The following is a 17,137-nucleotide window of genomic DNA, read 5'->3' on the forward strand; positions in this document are numbered from 1 at the left end:
TTGGCGGGGCATGGTTACGGGGCGCTCCTAACGCTATCTTCACCTGTTACTTGCATAGCGAAGGCTGAGTTAGCCGCCCGTCGGGCAACCGATGGACGGTGCGGCGCCAGGAGAAAGTTACCCATGCGTTCCGGATCTGTATCGAAATCCCTGCTGACCCTAGGCCTCGCCGCGACCACGCTCGGCGCGTGCACGACCGGCAGCACGCCGCCCGCACTGCCGCCCGCCTCGTTCGTCGCGAAGCAGGAATTGCCGGGCGAGGAATATGTGATCGGCCCGCTCGATCAGCTCAACATCTTCGTCTGGCGCAATCCAGAGCTGTCGTCGAAGGTCCAGGTGCGTCCCGACGGCCGGATCACGACGCCGTTGATCAACGACCTGCCCGCGGTCGGCAAGACGCCCGCGATGCTCAGCGACGACATCAAGAAGGCGCTGGGGGCCTATATCAAGGACCCGATCGTTTCGGTGATCGTCGAGAATTTCAGCGGCACGTACAGTCAGCAGGTTCGCATCGTCGGCGCGACCGAGAAGCCCGCGTCGATCCCGTACCGCGCCAACATGACGTTGCTCGATGCGATGATCGCGGTCGGCGGGCTCAGCCAATATGCGGCGGGCAACAAGGCACGGCTGGTGCGCTACGATCGCGCGACCGGCAAGCAGACCGAGTTCGGGTTGCAGATCAACAACCTGCTCAAGAAGGGCGATTCGTCGGCCAACGTCCGGCTCGCGCCGGGCGACGTGATCATCATCCCCGAATCGATGTTCTGAGGCGATCGGGATGAACGGCATCTACGACGAAGTGCGGATCGCGCTCCATGCGATCTGGACGCGGCGCTGGCTGGCGCTGGCGGTGGCATGGGGCGTGTGCGTGCTCGGCTGGCTGGTCGTGTCGCAGATCCCGAGCCGCTACGATTCGACCGCGCGCGTGTTCGTGCAGATGCAGACGATCCTGCCCTCGGGCATGGACGGCGTGCCACAGGTCGCGCCGATGACGGTCGACACGATCCGCACGACGCTGATCTCCGCGGTGAATCTCGAAAAGGTCGTGCGCGGCACCGATCTCGCGAACACTGTGTCGAGCGACCGCGACGTCGCCGACCGCGTCGCGGCGCTGGCCCCGAACATCAAGATCGTGTCGCAGCAGGATAATTTGTTCCAGATCACGACGAGCGCGGCGACCCCGAAGCTCGCGCGCCAGATCACGCAGAAGCTGATCGACCTGTTCGTCGAGCAGAACCTCGCCGGCGATCGCTCGAAGACGACGCAGAGCCTGACCTTCCTCGACCAGCAGCTCGCCTCGCGCCAGAAGCAGCTCGCCGATGCGGAGGCCAAGCGCGCCGACTTCCAGAACCGCTATCTCGGCGCTCTGCCCGGCACGGGTTCGGTCAGCGACCGGATCAGCGCGGCGCGGTCGCAGATGTCGCAGGTCGACGGCGATCTCGCCGCCGCGCAATCGAGCCTTGCCGCGGTCCAGGGCCAGATGGCCGGGACGCCGGCGACGGTCGCAGGGACGGGGGGCGTCGCTGGCGCGGCCGGGCCCGCGCGCGCACGGCTCCAGGCGATCCAGGGTCAGCTCGCCGATGCCCGTGCGCGCGGCTATACCGAGAACCACCCCGACGTGATCGCGCTGAAGAGCCAGCTCGCATCGGCTACCGCGGCCGCGCGCAGCGAGCCGCTGGCAGGCGGCAGTGCAGGGGGCAGCGCGCAGAATCCGCTCTACGCGTCGCTCCAGTCGATGGTCGCGGATCGCACCGCCACGGTCGCCTCGCTGCGGATGCGGCGGAGCCAGTTGCAAGGCGACCTCGACCTGCTCAATTCGAAGCTGTCGGGCGATCCGGAAGTCGCCGCGGAGCAGGGCTCGATCGATCGCGACTATCAGGTGCTGAAGGACCAGTACGACGCACTGCTCAAACAGCGCGAGCAGACCGCGATCGTCGGCCAGGCGCAGTCGCAGAGCGATCACGTGAAGTTCAGCGTGATCGATCCCCCGACGATGCCGAGCAAGCCGAGCGCGCCGAACAGATTGCTGCTACTCACGGGGGTTCTGATCGCGGGACTCGCGGCGGGAATCGGCGCGGCCTTCGCGATGGGGCAGCTGCGATCCACGTTCGCGACAACCGCGCGGCTCGAAAAGGCGGCAGGCATGCCGGTGATCGGGTCGATCGGCGAAGTGGTGACGCGCGTGCAATCCGGCCAGCGTCGGCACAAGCTGAAGATGTTCCTGGGCGGTACGGCCGCACTGGGCGTCGCCTATCTCCTGTTGCTGGGGGTAGAGATCCTCCAGCGCGGACTGGCGGCATAGGGGGATGACCGTGACGAAGCCTGATCGCCAACCCTCGCTGCTCGAACGAGCGGCCAAGGTGTATGATTTCAACGCGCACGCCCGGCTGCGCGGTACCGTCGTGCCGACTCCGCCGCAGTTCGACGCGCCGCCGGTTGCGCCCGCGGTCGCGCGCGAGGTCCCGCCCGTCGTCAAGGTGCCGGAGACCGGGTCGCCGAAGTTCGAAACGCCGCTCGAAGAAACGCCTGCTGCGACGCCCGCGCCGGTATCCGAGGCCGAGCCGTCGCACGAATTCGTCGACCCCACCTTCCTCGCGATCCCGGAAGAGCTGCGCGCACCGGTCGGTGATGAGCTTCCCGACGAATTCTACCTGCCCGACGAAGCATCCGACACCGTGCGGATCGATCGCGGGATGCTGGCCGCGAACGGCATGATCGTCCCCGGTGCGCCCGTCGGCCCGCTTGCCGAGGAATTCCGGCTGATCAAGCGGCAGTTGCTGATCACCGGCGCGCGGATCGCGGAAAGCGGGAGCGCCGACAAGGCGCGCATGATCCTGGTCTGCTCGGCGCGCCCCGGCGACGGCAAGACGTTCTGCGCGATCAACCTCGCGCTCTCGATCGCCGCCGAGCGTGATACCGAAGTGCTGCTGGTCGATGCCGACGTCGCCAAGCCCGATGTCGTCGCGCAACTCGGTCTCACCGATGGCCCCGGACTGCTCGATGCGCTGGGCGATACCCGGATCGACGTCGAGGATCTCGTCATCCAGACCGACGTCCCGCATCTCTCGATCCTGCCTGCCGGGTCCAAGACCAGCATGGATACCGAACTCCTCGCCAGCGCGCGGACCAAGTCGGTGATCGCGCGCCTGCTCGAGGCCAATCCGCGCCGCGTCGTGATCTTCGATTCGCCGCCTGCGCTGGCGGCGTCGCCGGCATCGGTGCTGGCGATGCGGGTAGGGCAGGTGATGCTCGTCGTCCGCGCCGACCACACCCCCGAGAATGAACTGCGAGCCGCGGTGAACCTGCTCGACGGGTGCGAGCATATCCAGCTCGTGCTGAATGCCGTGTCGTTCGTCCAGGGCGGTGCGCGGTTCGGCAGCTATTACGGGCATGCGTCGTGATGCGGACACTGCACACTAGGCGGATGAAGCTGGCGTTGATCGCCGGCGGTTGCGTGCTCGCGGCACTGCCCGTCACGCCGGTCGTCGCGCAGGCCGATCTGCCGGCGCAACCCGCGCAATCGTCGCGCCGCGTCACGATCAATCCGTATGTCGAGGCAAACCAGACGCTGTCCGCCGATCTCAACGGTGGCGACGTGCTGACCTATACCAGCCTCGCCGCCGGCGTCGACGCGGCGGTCCAGACCCAGCGTATCTCGGGCCAAGTCAGCTATCGGTACGAGCATCGATTTGGCTGGGGCGATCGTCTCGGCGACGATGATATCCATTCGGGCCTCGCGCGCGTCGATGCCCGCGTCACGCCGAACCTCACGCTGGAGGCTGCCGGTATCGCCACGCGGTCGCGCTCCGATATCCGCGGCGCGGCACCTGGCGTCCTCGTCGGCAATGTCAGCAACGTCAGCCAGATCTATTCGGTCTATGCCGGCCCCAGCTTTACCAGCAACGCCGGCCCGGTGACGCTGAACGCGAACTACCGGCTCGGCTATACCAAGGTCGATACGCCGACGTTCGGCGATGCGGGCCTGGGTGGGCAGCGGCTCGATTATTACGACGATTCGATCGGCAACACCGTGACCGCCAGCGCCTCGGTGCGCCCCGGTGCGATCGCGCCGTTCGGGCTCACGGTCAGCGGCGCTTACGACCGCGAGACCGCCAGCCAGTTGAAGCAGCGGTACGAGGGCTATTACGGCCGCGGCGACATACTCCAGCCGATCTCGCCCTATGTCGCGCTCACCGCCGGCGTCGGTTACGAGAAGATCGAGACGAGCCAGAAGGATCCGGTCGTTGACGCGACCGGCACGCCCGTGCTCGATCGCGACGGTCGCTTCGTCACCAACGAGGCATCGCCGCGCCGCGTCGCCTATCGCACCGACGGCATCTATTACGACGCCGGCGTCGTCTGGCGGCCCAATCGCCGGACCTCGGTGGAGGGGCATGTCGGCCGCCGCTACGGATCGCTCAGCTACACCGGCACCGCGACCTATCAGGCATCGGACTCCGTCGGCCTCGCGGTCAACGTGTATGACGGCGTGCAGACCTTCGGCCGTCAGCTCCGGACCGGCATCGGCAATTTGCCGACCAGCTTCCTTAGCGGCAACCAGCAGGGTTTCGGCCAGCAGTTCAATGGCTGCGTGTTCGGCTCCACCGGTGCGCAACCGGGCGGCTGCCTCAACGACGTGTTCCAGTCGATCTCGACCGCCAGCTACCGCGCACGCGGGATCGACGGCGTGATCTCGGCGACGCGCGGGCGCTCCACCTGGGGCGCGGGCATCGGCTATGCCAACCGCAAGCTCTACGCGCCGCGGCTCGCGCCCGGCCTGGTCGTCGCGGGTCTCGACGACGAAAGCTATTACGGCCAGCTATTCTACACGCGCAGGCTGACCCCGGTTTCCGGCGTCAACGCCGACCTGTTCGTCAATTATTATGACAGCGGCGTCGACGATATCACCGGCGATACCGGCGTGTGGTCTTACGGCGGGACGGGGACATATTTTCACAATTTCGGGCGTCTCGGCACCACCGCGTCGCTCGGGCTTTACAGCTTCAAGGTCGGCGACCTCGACAGCGACTGGTCGGCGCAGGCGCTGATCGGTGCGCGGTACCAGTTCTGAAGGCGAGCAGCTTATGTACGATGAACATTATGGACTGACGGGTCGGCCTTTCCAGCTCACCCCCGATCCCAAATTCTGGTTCGAGACCGCCACCCACCGCAAGGCGATGGCGTATCTCGGCTATGGTCTGGCGCAGGGCGAGGGCTTCATCGTCATCACCGGCGATATCGGCGCGGGCAAGACGACGCTCGTCGGTCACCTGATGGACACGATCGACCTTCAGCGCCTGAACGCGATCAAGCTCGTCTCGACCGCGATCGAGGCGGACGACCTGCTGCGGATCGTCGCTACCGACCTCCACGTCGATCCGGCCGGGCTGAGCAAGGCCGAGCTTCTCACCACGATCGAGCGCGGGCTGCACGCGGTCGCACGCACCGGCAAGCGGACGCTGTTGATCGTCGACGAGGCGCAGGCCTTGCCCGTCGATGCGCTCGAAGAACTGCGGATGCTGTCGAACTTCCAGGCGGGCGGCCACGCGCTGCTGCAGATCGTCCTGCTCGGCCAGCCTGAGTTCCGCGACCGCCTCCACGGCTCGGAGCGTCTCGAACAGCTCCGCCAGCGCGTGATCGCGATCCACCATCTCGATCCGATGGAGGAGCATGAGGTCTCCGAGTATCTCGCGCACCGCCTGACGGTGGTCGGCTGGACGGGGAACCCCGATTTTACCGAGGACGCGTTCGCGGCGTTCTTCACCGGCTCGGCGGGTGTGCCGCGTCGTTTGAACCAGCTTGCGGGGCGCGTGATGCTCCACGCGGCGATCGACGACCTCACGGTAATCGACGGCGATACGGTGCGAGCAGTGCAACGTGACCTTGAGGGCGACCTGCCAATGATTGCGCAGGACCGGGGAAAAGGTGCGCATAACACGTACGAACCGCGCGAACCCGTGTCCACGCCGCGTGCTGACACGCCGATCACCGATCCTGCGGTCGAGAAGCGGCTCGCTGAACTTGAGGCGCGGGTGGACATGCAGGACAAGGCGCTACGTCGCGTGCTGACGCTGCTGGTCGACTGGGTCGAGGGCGACGATACCAAGCCGGAATACGCGCCGATCCGCGGTGTGGCCGCCTGGCATGACGCTGCCTGAAATGCCTGTTCTCAATGGCATGTCCGTCGATGTTGAGGACTGGTTCCAGGTCGGCGCGTTCGAAAAGGTGATCGACAAGGCCGACTGGGACTCGCTCCAGCCGCGCGTCGAGGCCAACACCGACGCGGTCCTGGCCCTGTTTGCCGAGCGCGACACGAAGGCAACGTTCTTCACTTTAGGCTGGGTAGCCCACCGCTACCCCGCCCTGATCCGTCGCATCGTCAACGCGGGACATGAGGTTGCCAGTCACGGCTGGGACCACCAGCGCGTCTTCACGATGACACCGGACGTGTTTCGCGCCGACCTCACACGTGCTCGGACGGCGATCGAGGATGCGGCGGGGACGAAGGTTACCGGGTATCGCGCGCCGAGCTTCTCGATCGACCAGCGTACGCCTTGGGCGCATGTCGAACTGGCCGAGGCGGGCTATGCCTATTCCTCCAGCGTTGCGCCGGTGAAGCACGACCATTACGGCTGGCTCGATGCGCCGCGTTACGGGTTCAAGCCGCTCGCCGACAGCGCGTTGATCGAAGTCCCGGTGACTGTGGCCAGGTTCGGCGAGCGCAAGCTGGCGACCGGTGGCGGGTTCTTCCGGCTGCTCCCGGCGGCGATCACCGATCTTGCGGTGCGTCAGGTCAATCGCGAAGACCGCCCTGCGATGTTCTATTTCCATCCGTGGGAGATCGACCCGTCGCAGCCGCGTGTCGACGCGGCACCGATGCGCTCGAAGATCCGCCATTACTCGCGGCTCGGGGCGATGGCGGGCAAGTTGCGCGGACTGCTTGGCCGGCACGATTGGGGCCGTGTGGACGCTGTCGTAGCACGCGAAGCGGCGCGACTGGCGTGACCGCGCCGATGCCTGTCGGCGTGCGCGAAGTCGATCTTCGCGATCCGGCCGAATGTGAGCGGGTCACGGCGTTCGTCGAGGCTAGCGACGGTGCTACCCCGTTCCACCTGCCAGCGTGGAGCCTCGCGGTGCAGGATGGATGCGGCCAGCGCGCGCATTATGTGGTGTCGGAGAGCGGCGGCGCGATCGACGGTGTGCTGCCGTTGACCGAGATGCGCTCGCCCCTGTTCGGGCGTGCGCTGGTGTCGACCGGGTTCGGCGTCGATGGCGGCATTTTGGGTGATGCGGTCGAACCGCTGTCGGCGGGCGCTTGGAACCTCGCGCTGCGGATTGGATGCCCATCAGTCGAGTTACGCGGCGGTCCTGCGCCAAGCGGGTGGGATAGCGATGATACGAGCTATCTCGGCTTCGTTCGCGATCTGGCCGCAGATGACGATGCAGAACTGCTCGCGATTCCCCGGAAGCAGCGTGCCGAAGTCCGTCGGGCACTTGGCTTCGACCTTGAAATCGTCATCGGCAACGACCGGAAACTGCTAGCCGAGCACTATCGCGTTTATGCGGAATCGGTCCGCAATCTCGGCACACCGGTTTTTCCCGCCAAGCTTTTCCGCAGCGTCGCGAGCATGATGGATGCCGATGTTCTCACCGTTCGACATAAGGGCCGTGCAGTAGCCAGCGTCCTGAGCCTGTATTTCAACGGCACCGTCTATCCCTATTGGGGCGGCGGGACTGGAGCCGCACGGGGGTTGCGTGCCAACGACCGGATGTATTTCGCGCTCATGGAACACGCCCGCGCGCGAGGTTGCACCCGGTTCGATTTCGGGCGTTCGAAGACGGGCACGGGGGCGGCGGCGTTCAAGAAGAACTGGGGCTTCACGCCCGAACCGCGGCTCTATGCCAAGCGCAGCAACGGGCCAGCGCGCGAGGTGAACCCGCTGAACCCGAAATACGCGCTGATGGTGCGGACGTGGAAGAAGCTCCCGCTATGGGCGGCCAACGCAGCAGGACCGTGGATTTCCCGAGGCCTGGGGTGAGGCTCCTCTTCCTCGCGCACCGCGTCCCGTTTCCGCCCGACCGCGGCGACAAGATCCGTAGTTTTCATATCCTCCAGTATCTGGCGACGCGGACGCAGGTTCATCTGGTAGCGTTCGTCGACGACGAAGCCGACTTCGACCTTCCTGCGGTGTTCACCGATATGCTGGCAAGCTATACGATCCTGCTGCGGGAGAAGTCGCAGAAGCGTGCGGCGGTCGAGGCGCTCGCGACAGGTAAGCCGGTTTCGTTGACCGCCTTTGCGAGCGCGGCGATGCAGGATGCCGTCGATCGCGTTTTGCCCGACGTAAGCGCGGTTTACTGCTTCTCCGGCCAGATGGCACAGTATCTGCCGGTTGGCGGTTCGCCGGTCGTGATGGATTTCGTCGACGTCGACTCCGCCAAGTTCGCTGGTTTTGCTGACGATGCGCGATGCCCGATGCGTTGGATAATGCGCCGCGAGGCTCGGCTGCTCGGCGCGTTCGAGTGCGAGGTGGCGGGCAAGGTGTCGGCGAGCTTGTTCGTCAGTGACGCGGAAGCCGCGCTGTTCCGGGAGGGGGGGGCGACCGGGCGGATCATCGCGGTCGAGAACGGCATCGATTCCGTAAAGTTCGATCCGGCGGCTGAGTTTACGAAACTTACCGATAGCCACCACCCCGGCGAAGGTCGGGGCCCAGTTGGAGAGGTCGCTGTGACGGAGCGCGGTCCTGGATCATCGACGTCCCCCAATTGGGCCCCGGCCTCCGCCGGGGGGGAGCCGTTGGAGGGTTTGTCTCTGATAGTCTTCACCGGCCAGATGGACTACCGCCCCAACATCGACGCGGTGACATGGTTCGCATGCGACATCCTCCCGCTCGTCCGCCAGCGCCACCCCGCCCACTTCGCGATTGTCGGCCGCGCGCCTACCGCCGCCGTCCAGGCGCTCGCGACCGACATCGTCACCGTCACCGGCGCGGTCGACGATGTCCGAGGCTGGCTTGCCGCAGCGGACGTCTGCGTCGCGCCGCTGAAACTCGCGCGCGGGATCCAGAACAAGGTGCTTGAGGCGATGGCGATGGCCCGCCCCGTCGTTGCCTCCGCCGACGCGGCCGAGGGCATCGATCATGCCGGCACGATCCGGGTCGCCACGACCGCGCAGGAGTTCGCCGACCGCATCTGCGACCTGCTCGAAGCCCCGGACACCGCAGCAACGCTCGGCCAGTCCGCCCGCGCGCAGGTTATTTGCCGCTACGGCTGGGACGCCCGCCTAGCGCCGCTGGACGCACTGCTCGGCCTTCCGGCATGACCGCTTGGCGTCGCCACGGCATTGCGCTCGCGGTCGTCGCGGCGCTGATACTCCTTACGTTCCGAAGCGACGTCGCCGATCTCGCGCATATCTGGTGGACCAGCACCACCTTCGGCCACTGCCTCTTTATCGGCCCGGTGATCGCGTGGCTGGTCTGGCAACGCCGTGTCGAGCTGGCGCAACTGACCCCGACCGGTTGGTGGCCCGGCCTCGCGCTCGTCGCGATCGGCGGGTTCGGCTGGCTGATGGGAGACGCCGCCTCGGTCGGGTTCGCGCGCCAGCTGGGGCTCGTGATGATGCTGCAAGGCGCGGTCGTGACGATCCTCGGCCCCAACGTTGCGCGCGGGCTGCTCTTCCCGCTCGCCTACGCGTACTTCCTCGTACCGTTCGGCGAGGGTCTCGAACCACCCTTGCAGACCGTCACGGTCGCGATCGTCATGCCGCTGCTCCACCTCGTCGGCGTTCCCGCGGTGGTCGACGGCGTGCTGATCCACGCCGGCCGCTATTATTTCGAGGTCGCCGAGGCCTGTTCCGGCGCCAAGTTCGTCATCGCGATGGTCGCGTTCGGGGTGCTCGTCGCCAACCTCTGCTTCGTGTCGTGGAGGCGGCGCGCGGTCTTCCTTGTCGTGTCGGTCGTCGTGCCGGTGATCGCCAACGGCTTCCGCGCGTTCGGCACGATCTGGGCGGCGGACCTCACCTCGGTCCAGGCGGCGACCGGGATCGATCATATCGTCTATGGCTGGTTGTTCTTCGCGCTGGTCATGGCAGGCGTGATGGCGATCGGCTGGCGCTGGTTCGACCGCGCACCCGATGATCCCGCGTTCGATCCGACGAAGCTCCAAGTCACACCCCGTCACCGGACCGATCTCGCCATTGCGACCGCACTCGCTCTCACCACGTTCGCGGTGTTCCCGGCGTGGAGCGCGGCGATCGCCGGTCGCGCCCAGCGACTTCCCGCGCATATCGACCTGCCCGACATTGCCGGCTGGCACCGCGTTCCCGTCAGCGCGCGCGCGCCGTGGACCCCCTATTACCCCGGCGCGGACCATTATCTGTTCGGCCGTTACGCCGACGCGGCCGGTGCGCAGGTCGACATGAGCGTCGCGGTGTTCGGCAGTCAGCACGAGGGCAAGGAACTGATCGCTTACGGGACCGGCGTGCTGCGCGAGGAGGATCGCTGGGTCCGCGTCGCCGACCTGCCCGATATCGCAGGGGGAAGCGTTATGCGGATCACGGCGCCCGGACCCGTAGAGCGGATCGTCGCGACGTGGTACCGGGTCGGCGACACGACCACGCAGGACGACACGCTGGTGAAGATCGAGACGATGAAGGCGCGGTTGCTCGGGGGGCCGCAACGTGCGGTGGCGATCCATCTGTCGGTCGAGGGCGCCGATCCGCGCCCGATCGCGCGCTTCCTCGCCGCGCTCGGGCCGATTGCGCCGGTTGCCGATCACGCCGCGGGGATGCGCTAGATGTGCGGCATCGCCGGGATCTTCCACCCCGGTACGCCCAAGCCGGTCGACCCGAACCGCGTCCACGCGATGATCGCGGCGCTGTCGCATCGCGGCCCCGACGGCGACGGCATCTGGACTGCGCCGGGCGTCGGTCTCGGCCATCGCCGGCTGTCGATCATCGACCTCGAAGGCTCGCCGCAGCCGATGTCCGACGGCAGCCTGACGATTACCTATAATGGCGAGGTCTATAACTTCGCCGAACTGCGCGACGAATTGACCGCCAAGGGCGCGATCTTCCGAACGTCTGGCGACACCGAAGTCCTGCTGCATGCTTGGCGAGCCTGGGGGCCGTCGATGCTCGACCGGCTGAACGGCATGTTCGCCTTCGCGATCCACGACACCGCCGCGCACACGCTGTTCCTCGCCCGCGACCGGATGGGCGTGAAGCCGCTCCACTATGTCGAACTGGCCGACGGGTCGCTGGCGTTCGCGTCGGAGCTGAAGGGCCTGCTCGCGCATCCACAACTCCGCCGCGTACCCGACCTGGGTGCGGTCGAGGATTACCTGACATTCGGGTACGTCCCCGATGATTCCTGCATGGTCGCGGGCGTCAAGAAGCTCGCGGCCGGGCATTTCCTCCTGGTCGAACGCGGCAAGTCGGTGCCGCAGCCGCGCAAATGGTGGGACGTCGACTTCTCCAACCGCGCGACCGGTTCCGCCAAGGCGCTAGGGGAGGAACTGGTCGACCGGATGCGTGCGGGGGTGCGGTCGCGGATGGTCGCCGACGTGCCGCTGGGTGCGTTCCTGTCGGGCGGGGTGGACAGCTCCGCGGTCGTCGCCCTCATGGCGGAGGCGAGCCCCAAGGCGGTCCGCACCTGCACGATCGGGTTCGACGAAGCGGGACATGACGAGCGAAGCTATGCCGACACCGTCGCGCGCCGCTTTGCCACCAATCACCGCGAGCGCGTCGTCCAGTCGGGCGATTTCGGGCTGATCGATACGCTGGTCGCGAGCTTCGACGAGCCCTTTGCGGACGCCTCCGCGCTCGCCACCTATCAGGTCTGCGCGCTGGCTCGGGAGAGCGTCACCGTCGCGCTGTCCGGAGACGGGGCGGACGAAGCGCTGGCCGGATACCGCCGCTACAAGTTCCAGTCGGTCGAGGAGCGCGTCCGCGGCTTGCTGCCGTCTCATCTCCGCGCTGACGTCTTCGGGACGCTCGGTCGCTGGTATCCTAAAGCCGATTGGGCACCGCGGCCGCTCCGCGCGAAGTCGACGCTGCTTGCGCTCGCGCAGGGCGGCGGCGAGGCCTATGCGCGGTCGGTTGGCGTCACCACGCCCGAACTCCGCTCGAAACTGTTCAATACCGGCGCCCGCGCGAAGCTTGGCGGTTACCGGGCCGAGGACCGCTATGTCGCGACGATGGCCAACGCGCCCGCGCGAGACGCGATCGACCGCGCGCAATATGCCGACATCAAGCATTGGCTGCCCGGCGACATCCTCACCAAAGTCGATCGGACCAGCATGGCGGTCGGCCTCGAAGCGCGCGAACCGTTGCTCGACCACCGCCTGATCGAGTTCTGCGCGACGCTGCCGGCGACCATGCGGTTGCGGCACGGCGAGGGCAAATGGCTGATGAAGAAAGCGATGGAGCCGTATCTGCCGCGCGACATCCTCTATCGCCAGAAGATGGGGTTCGTGACGCCGATCAGTGCCTGGTTTCGTGGCGCGCTGGCGGGCGAGGCGACCGCGCTCGCCAAGTCGCGCATGCTGGGCGAGACGGGCTGGTTCGACATGGCGACTATCGCGCGGATCGCTGACGAGCACAGGATGGGGCGTGCTGAGCATGGTCGGACGTTGTGGCAGTTCGTGATGCTCGAACGCTCCATGAAGCGGATGTTCGGGTAGCAATCATGCAATCCTCCCCCGCCAGGGGGAGGTGGCTGGCACTTGCCAGACGGAGGGGGAGGTGAGGGTAACAGCCGTTCCGTGTCCTCCCCCTCCGTCACCTTCGGTGCCACCTCCCCCTGACGGGGGAGGATTGAGACTTAAAACAGGCCTTCGATTAGCCCCTCGTCGTTCAACCGGATCGCTTCCGCCGCAGGCACGCGGGGCAGGCCCGGCATCGTCATGATCTCTCCGCAGATCGCGACCACGAATCCGGCACCCGCCGCGAGCCGGACTTCACGCACCGGCACGATGTGCCCGGTCGGCGCGCCGAGCAGGGAAGGGTCGGTCGAAAAGCTGTACTGCGTCTTCGCGAGGCAGACGGGCAGGTGACCGTATCCCGCATCCTCCCAGCGCTTCAACTGCGCGAGGACGCTCGGCTCGGCGACGGCGTGCTCGGCGCGATAGATGCGGCGTGCCACGGTATCGATCTTGTCGAACAGTGACAGTTCGTCGCCATAGATCGGCGCGAACCCGCCTCCGTGCGTGTCGCAAAGTTCGGCGACCGCATCGGCCAGTTCGACCGCGCCGGCACTACCCTCGGCCCAATGCCGGCAGAGGATTGCGCGCGAGCCGTGGTGCGCGGCGGCCTCGACGATCGCGGCGATCTCCGCATCGCTGTCGGTGTAGAAATGATTGATCGCGACGACCGCGGGCACGCCGAACTGGCGGATGTTCTCGATATGGCGGACTAGGTTCACCGCGCCGCGGCGGACGGCGTCGACGTCCTCGCGTCCCAAATCGGCCTTGGCCACGCCACCGTTCATCTTCAGCGCGCGCGCCGTCGCGACGATCACGACCGCGTCGGGGGCAAGGCCAGCCTGGCGGCACTTGATGTCGAAGAACTTCTCCGCGCCCAAATCCGCGCCGAAGCCCGCCTCGGTCACCACGTAATCGCCGTGCGACAGCGCTGCCCGCGTCGCGATCACCGAGTTGCAGCCATGCGCGATGTTGGCGAACGGCCCGCCGTGGAGGAACGCCGGCGTCCCCTCCAGCGACTGGACGAGGTTCGGCTTGATCGCCTCGGCAAGCAACACAGCCATCGCACCATCCGCCTTCAGATCGCGTGCGGTGATCGGCGTGCGGTCCCGCGTGTAGGCGACGACGATATCGCCGAGCCGCCGCTCCATGTCCGCAAGCCCGTCGGCGAGGCACAGGATCGCCATCACCTCCGACGCGACCGTGATGTCGAACCCCGACTCGCGCGGATAACCGTTCGCGACGCCACCGATTGACTGGACGATATCGCGCAACGCCCGATCGTTCATGTCGAGCACGCGCCGCCAGACGACACGCCGCACGTCGATCTGGAGCGCGTTGCCCCAGTGGATATGGTTGTCGATCATGGCCGCGAGCAAATTGTGCGCCGCTGTGATCGCGTGGAAATCGCCGGTGAAGTGGAGGTTGATATCCTCCATCGGTGCGACCTGCGCACGACCACCACCGGTTGCGCCGCCCTTGGTCCCGAAACAGGGCCCGAGCGAGGGTTCGCGAAGAGCGAGGACGGCCTTGCGGCCGGTATGGCGGAGCGCGTCGGCGAGGCCGATCGAGGTGGTGGTCTTGCCTTCGCCTGCCGGGGTCGGATTGATCGCGGTGACGAGGATGAGCTTGCCGTTCGCTGAAGACTTGCGCGCGTTCAGCCATTCGAGCGAGATCTTCGCCTTGTACCGGCCGTAAGGCTCGATCGCGTCGTCGGGAATCAGCAGGCTCTCGGCGATGGCGGCGATAGGGCGCAGGGCGACGCTGCGAGCGATGGCGATATCGGTTTCCATGGCGCTGACCTAGCGGGGCCGGGGATGGCTTTCCAGACGATTAGGAGTCCCGAATGCAGAACGGCGCCCGCTTTGTGAAGCGAGCGCCGTTTGTAATCCGCCGTCGATAGGACGCCGTATGATTACATCGTTTGCAGTTCGGTGATGTGCGTCTGGACGACCGGTACGATCCCGGCCGCGACCGTCTTCAGGCCCGCCACAGTGCCCTTGTCGGCATAGCCCTGCTGCAACGTCAACGCCTTGGCATGCGCCGCCTTCTGCTGCGTCACGTACAGCCGGTCGCGCGCCGTGCCCTTCGCCGCGCGAAGTGCCGCGACGTTCTTGGCACCCATCGGATCGAGCTTGGGCGGTGCAACCTTCACATGCGCCGCCATCGCCGCGGCCTTCACGTCCTCGGTGCTCTTGGTGTGATCGGTGATCATCATCTGCGCGAAGCTCTTGAGCTTCGGATTGGTGGTCGTCTCGAGCAGGATCTGGCTCGACGTCTTCTCGTACAGGTCGCCGGCACCGGCCTTCATCACGTAGGTCGATGCGGGCATCGGCGCCTGTGCCGAGACAGCGGCGATCGGCAGCGCGATCAGCGCGGCGGCAGTCAGAAATCGTGTCATGGTCTTCTCTCTCCTGTTAAAATTGTCGTTCAATCGTTCGCGGTGCCGGGCTCGGCCATCTTGCGGTGCATCTCGGCGAGCACGGCGTTGGGCGTGACGTTGGCGATCGCTGACTGGATCTTGTTCTTCCAGCCCGACACGACCGCGGCCTTGCCGGACATGAGCGCGTCCCAGCCGTCCTTGGCGACGTCCGCCGGATCGCTCTTCTTGGGATCGGTACCGACGTCGGTGTCGAGCATGTGCGCGCGATCGAAGAACTCGGTGTCGACCGGGCCGGGCATCAGGTTGGTCAGCGTGACGCCGTCCGTATCCTTGATCTCGTTCTGGATCGCCGCGACGAAGATGTCGACGAAGCTCTTCGTGCCGTTATACACCGCCTGGAACGCACCGGGGATGTAGCCTGCGATCGATCCGGTCACGAGCACCTTTCCTGCGTTGCGTGCGACCATCGGTGGCAGCACCTTCTGCAGCAGATACGCCGTGCCGATGACGTTGGTGTCGACGACCTTGCGCCATTCGGCCAGATCCTGGTCGAGGAACGCCTTGCCGAGCCCGCGCCCGGCATTCGCGCAGACCAGATCGATCGTCCGGCCGTTCGTGGCCGCAAGCAACTGGTCGACGCCTTCGATCGTCGAGAGGTCGGCCTGGAGCGACTGAACATCGGTGCCGAACTGCTTGAAGTCCTGCGCGGCGGCGTCGATCAACGCCTCGTCGGCTACGACCAGTATGTCGTAGCCGTCCTTCGCCGCCAGGGTCGCCAGCTCGAAACCGATACCGGTCGACGCGCCGGTGATGATTGCGAATTTATCAGCCATTGTCAGATATCCTTAGTTGAAGCCGGGCTTGAGCACGACCTTCGTCACTTCGTTCTGGTTGTTTTTGAACATGTCGTAGCCCTTGGGGGCGTCCTCCAGGTCCATGCGGTGCGAGATCAGGAAGGTGGTGTCGATCTTGCCCTCCATGATCGCGTTGAGCAGCGCAGGCATGTAGTGCTGGACGTGCGTCTGGCCGGTCTTGAGCGTCAGCCCCTTCTCCATGAAGGCGCCGAGCGGGAACTTGTCGACGAATCCGCCGTACACCGCGGGCATCGACACCCGCCCGCCCTTACGACATGCGATGATCGCCTGGCGGATTGAATGCGTCCGATCGGTGCCAAGGAAGGTAGACGCCTTGATCTGGTCGACGACGTTGTCGACGAAGAAGCCGTGTGCCTCCAAGCCGACGCTATCGATCACCGCATCGGGGCCGATTCCGCCGGTCATGATCATCAACGCCTCGTAGACTGCGCTTTCCTTGTAGTTGATGGTTTCCGCGCCGAACTTCTTTGCGAGGTCCAGGCGGTGAGGAAAATGATCGATCGCGATCACGCGTTCGGCGCCCATCAGGAACGCCGACTGGACGGCGAACAAGCCGACTGGACCGCAACCCCAGACCGCGACCGTGTCACCAGGTTCGATCTGCGCATTTTCCGCCGCCATCCAGCCGGTCGGCAGGATATCGGAGAGGAACAACACCTTCTCGTCGTCGACGCCGTCGGGAATGACGATCGGCCCGACGTCGCTGAATGGTACGCGAACATATTCAGCCTGGCCGCCGGCATACCCGCCGGTCATGTGACTATAGCCGAACAACCCGGACATGGGTTGACCGTAGATTTCCTGCGCGATGTCCTGGTTGTCGGCGGGAAGGCCGTTGTCGCACGCCGAATACTGGTGCTTGCCGCAATGGTAGCAGCTGCCGCAGGCGATCGTGAACGGGACGACGACCTTCTGGCCCTTCTTCAGCGTCGACTTCGCGCCGACCTCGACGACTTCGCCCATGAACTCGTGGCCGAGAATGTCGCCGGCCTGCATCGTCGGGATATAGCCGTCGTACAGATGCAGGTCGGAGCCGCAGATCGCGGTCGCGGTGACCTTGATGATGCAATCGCGCTGGTTGACGATTTCGGGATCGTCGACCGTGTCGACGCGGACGTCGTGCTTACCGTGCCATGCCAGTGCGCGCATCAGCGTCGCTCCTCAATAAGAATCGCGCGCA

At 66.0% G+C, this 17,137-nt stretch carries 14 protein-coding genes; 10 read left to right on the forward strand and 4 right to left on the reverse strand.

Annotation, left to right across the window (positions count from 1 at the left end; genetic code table 11):
• Window positions 1–123: 123 nt before the first annotated feature.
• The 10 genes from O6X71_RS02025 to O6X71_RS02070 are packed head-to-tail and all read left to right on the forward strand — an operon-like array spanning window position 124 to window position 12,681.
• Entirely contained in the window at window positions 124–768 is a 645-nt protein-coding gene (locus tag O6X71_RS02025; RefSeq protein WP_056058093.1) for an XrtA/PEP-CTERM system exopolysaccharide export protein, read from the forward strand.
• A gap of 10 nt (window positions 769–778) precedes the next feature.
• Window positions 779–2,302, forward strand: coding sequence for an XrtA system polysaccharide chain length determinant (locus tag O6X71_RS02030; RefSeq protein ID WP_353464221.1), 1,524 nt, complete (start codon window positions 779–781; stop codon window positions 2,300–2,302).
• A gap of 4 nt (window positions 2,303–2,306) precedes the next feature.
• The gene (locus tag O6X71_RS02035) at window positions 2,307–3,401 is read left to right on the forward strand and encodes an AAA family ATPase (protein WP_353464222.1); all 1,095 of its coding nucleotides are present in this window, start codon (window positions 2,307–2,309) and stop codon (window positions 3,399–3,401) included.
• Window positions 3,401–5,071, forward strand: a complete 1,671-nt coding sequence (locus tag O6X71_RS02040) for a hypothetical protein (protein WP_353464223.1) — start codon at window positions 3,401–3,403, stop codon at window positions 5,069–5,071. The genes O6X71_RS02035 and O6X71_RS02040 overlap by 1 nt, the downstream gene beginning before the upstream one ends.
• Window positions 5,072–5,084: 13 nt before the next feature.
• On the forward strand, window positions 5,085–6,158 hold the full coding sequence (locus O6X71_RS02045) for an ExeA family protein (RefSeq protein WP_353464224.1): 1,074 nt from the start codon (window positions 5,085–5,087) through the stop codon (window positions 6,156–6,158).
• A gap of 19 nt (window positions 6,159–6,177) precedes the next feature.
• Entirely contained in the window at window positions 6,178–7,005 is an 828-nt protein-coding gene (locus tag O6X71_RS02050; RefSeq protein WP_353464225.1) for an XrtA system polysaccharide deacetylase, read from the forward strand.
• Window positions 7,002–8,039 (forward strand): FemAB family XrtA/PEP-CTERM system-associated protein, encoded by a 1,038-nt coding sequence (locus O6X71_RS02055; RefSeq protein ID WP_353464226.1) that lies wholly within the window; start codon window positions 7,002–7,004, stop codon window positions 8,037–8,039. The genes O6X71_RS02050 and O6X71_RS02055 overlap by 4 nt, the downstream gene beginning before the upstream one ends.
• Entirely contained in the window at window positions 8,036–9,322 is a 1,287-nt protein-coding gene (locus O6X71_RS02060) for a glycosyltransferase (protein ID WP_353464227.1), read from the forward strand. Before O6X71_RS02055 ends, O6X71_RS02060 begins: the two co-directional genes overlap by 4 nt.
• Window positions 9,319–10,794 carry an exosortase A gene (gene xrtA / locus O6X71_RS02065; protein WP_353464228.1) on the forward strand — a complete coding sequence of 492 codons (1,476 nt, stop codon included), beginning with the start codon at window positions 9,319–9,321 and terminating at the stop codon, window positions 10,792–10,794. Before O6X71_RS02060 ends, xrtA begins: the two co-directional genes overlap by 4 nt.
• On the forward strand, window positions 10,795–12,681 hold the full coding sequence (locus O6X71_RS02070; protein ID WP_353464229.1) for an XrtA/PEP-CTERM system amidotransferase: 1,887 nt from the start codon (window positions 10,795–10,797) through the stop codon (window positions 12,679–12,681). It begins immediately after the preceding gene.
• A 140-nt stretch (window positions 12,682–12,821) separates the two neighbouring features.
• On the opposite strand, the gene O6X71_RS02075 is transcribed toward O6X71_RS02070, so the two are convergent.
• The 4 genes from O6X71_RS02075 to O6X71_RS02090 all read right to left on the reverse strand — a co-directional run bounded on the left by O6X71_RS02075 (window position 12,822) and on the right by O6X71_RS02090 (window position 17,106).
• Window positions 12,822–14,492, reverse strand: coding sequence for a formate--tetrahydrofolate ligase (locus tag O6X71_RS02075; RefSeq protein ID WP_353464230.1), 1,671 nt, complete (start codon window positions 14,490–14,492; stop codon window positions 12,822–12,824).
• A gap of 122 nt (window positions 14,493–14,614) precedes the next feature.
• Window positions 14,615–15,100 (reverse strand): DUF4142 domain-containing protein, encoded by a 486-nt coding sequence (locus O6X71_RS02080; protein ID WP_353464231.1) that lies wholly within the window; start codon window positions 15,098–15,100, stop codon window positions 14,615–14,617.
• A 29-nt stretch (window positions 15,101–15,129) separates the two neighbouring features.
• Window positions 15,130–15,915, reverse strand: coding sequence for an SDR family NAD(P)-dependent oxidoreductase (locus O6X71_RS02085; RefSeq protein WP_353464232.1), 786 nt, complete (start codon window positions 15,913–15,915; stop codon window positions 15,130–15,132).
• 12 nt (window positions 15,916–15,927) lie between these two features.
• Window positions 15,928–17,106, reverse strand: a complete 1,179-nt coding sequence (locus O6X71_RS02090) for a zinc-dependent alcohol dehydrogenase (RefSeq protein WP_353464233.1) — start codon at window positions 17,104–17,106, stop codon at window positions 15,928–15,930.
• Window positions 17,107–17,137: the final 31 nt, after the last annotated feature.

The organism is Sphingomonas faeni (assembly GCF_040407505.1).
Classification (GTDB): Bacteria; Pseudomonadota; Alphaproteobacteria; order Sphingomonadales; family Sphingomonadaceae; genus Sphingomonas; species Sphingomonas faeni_E.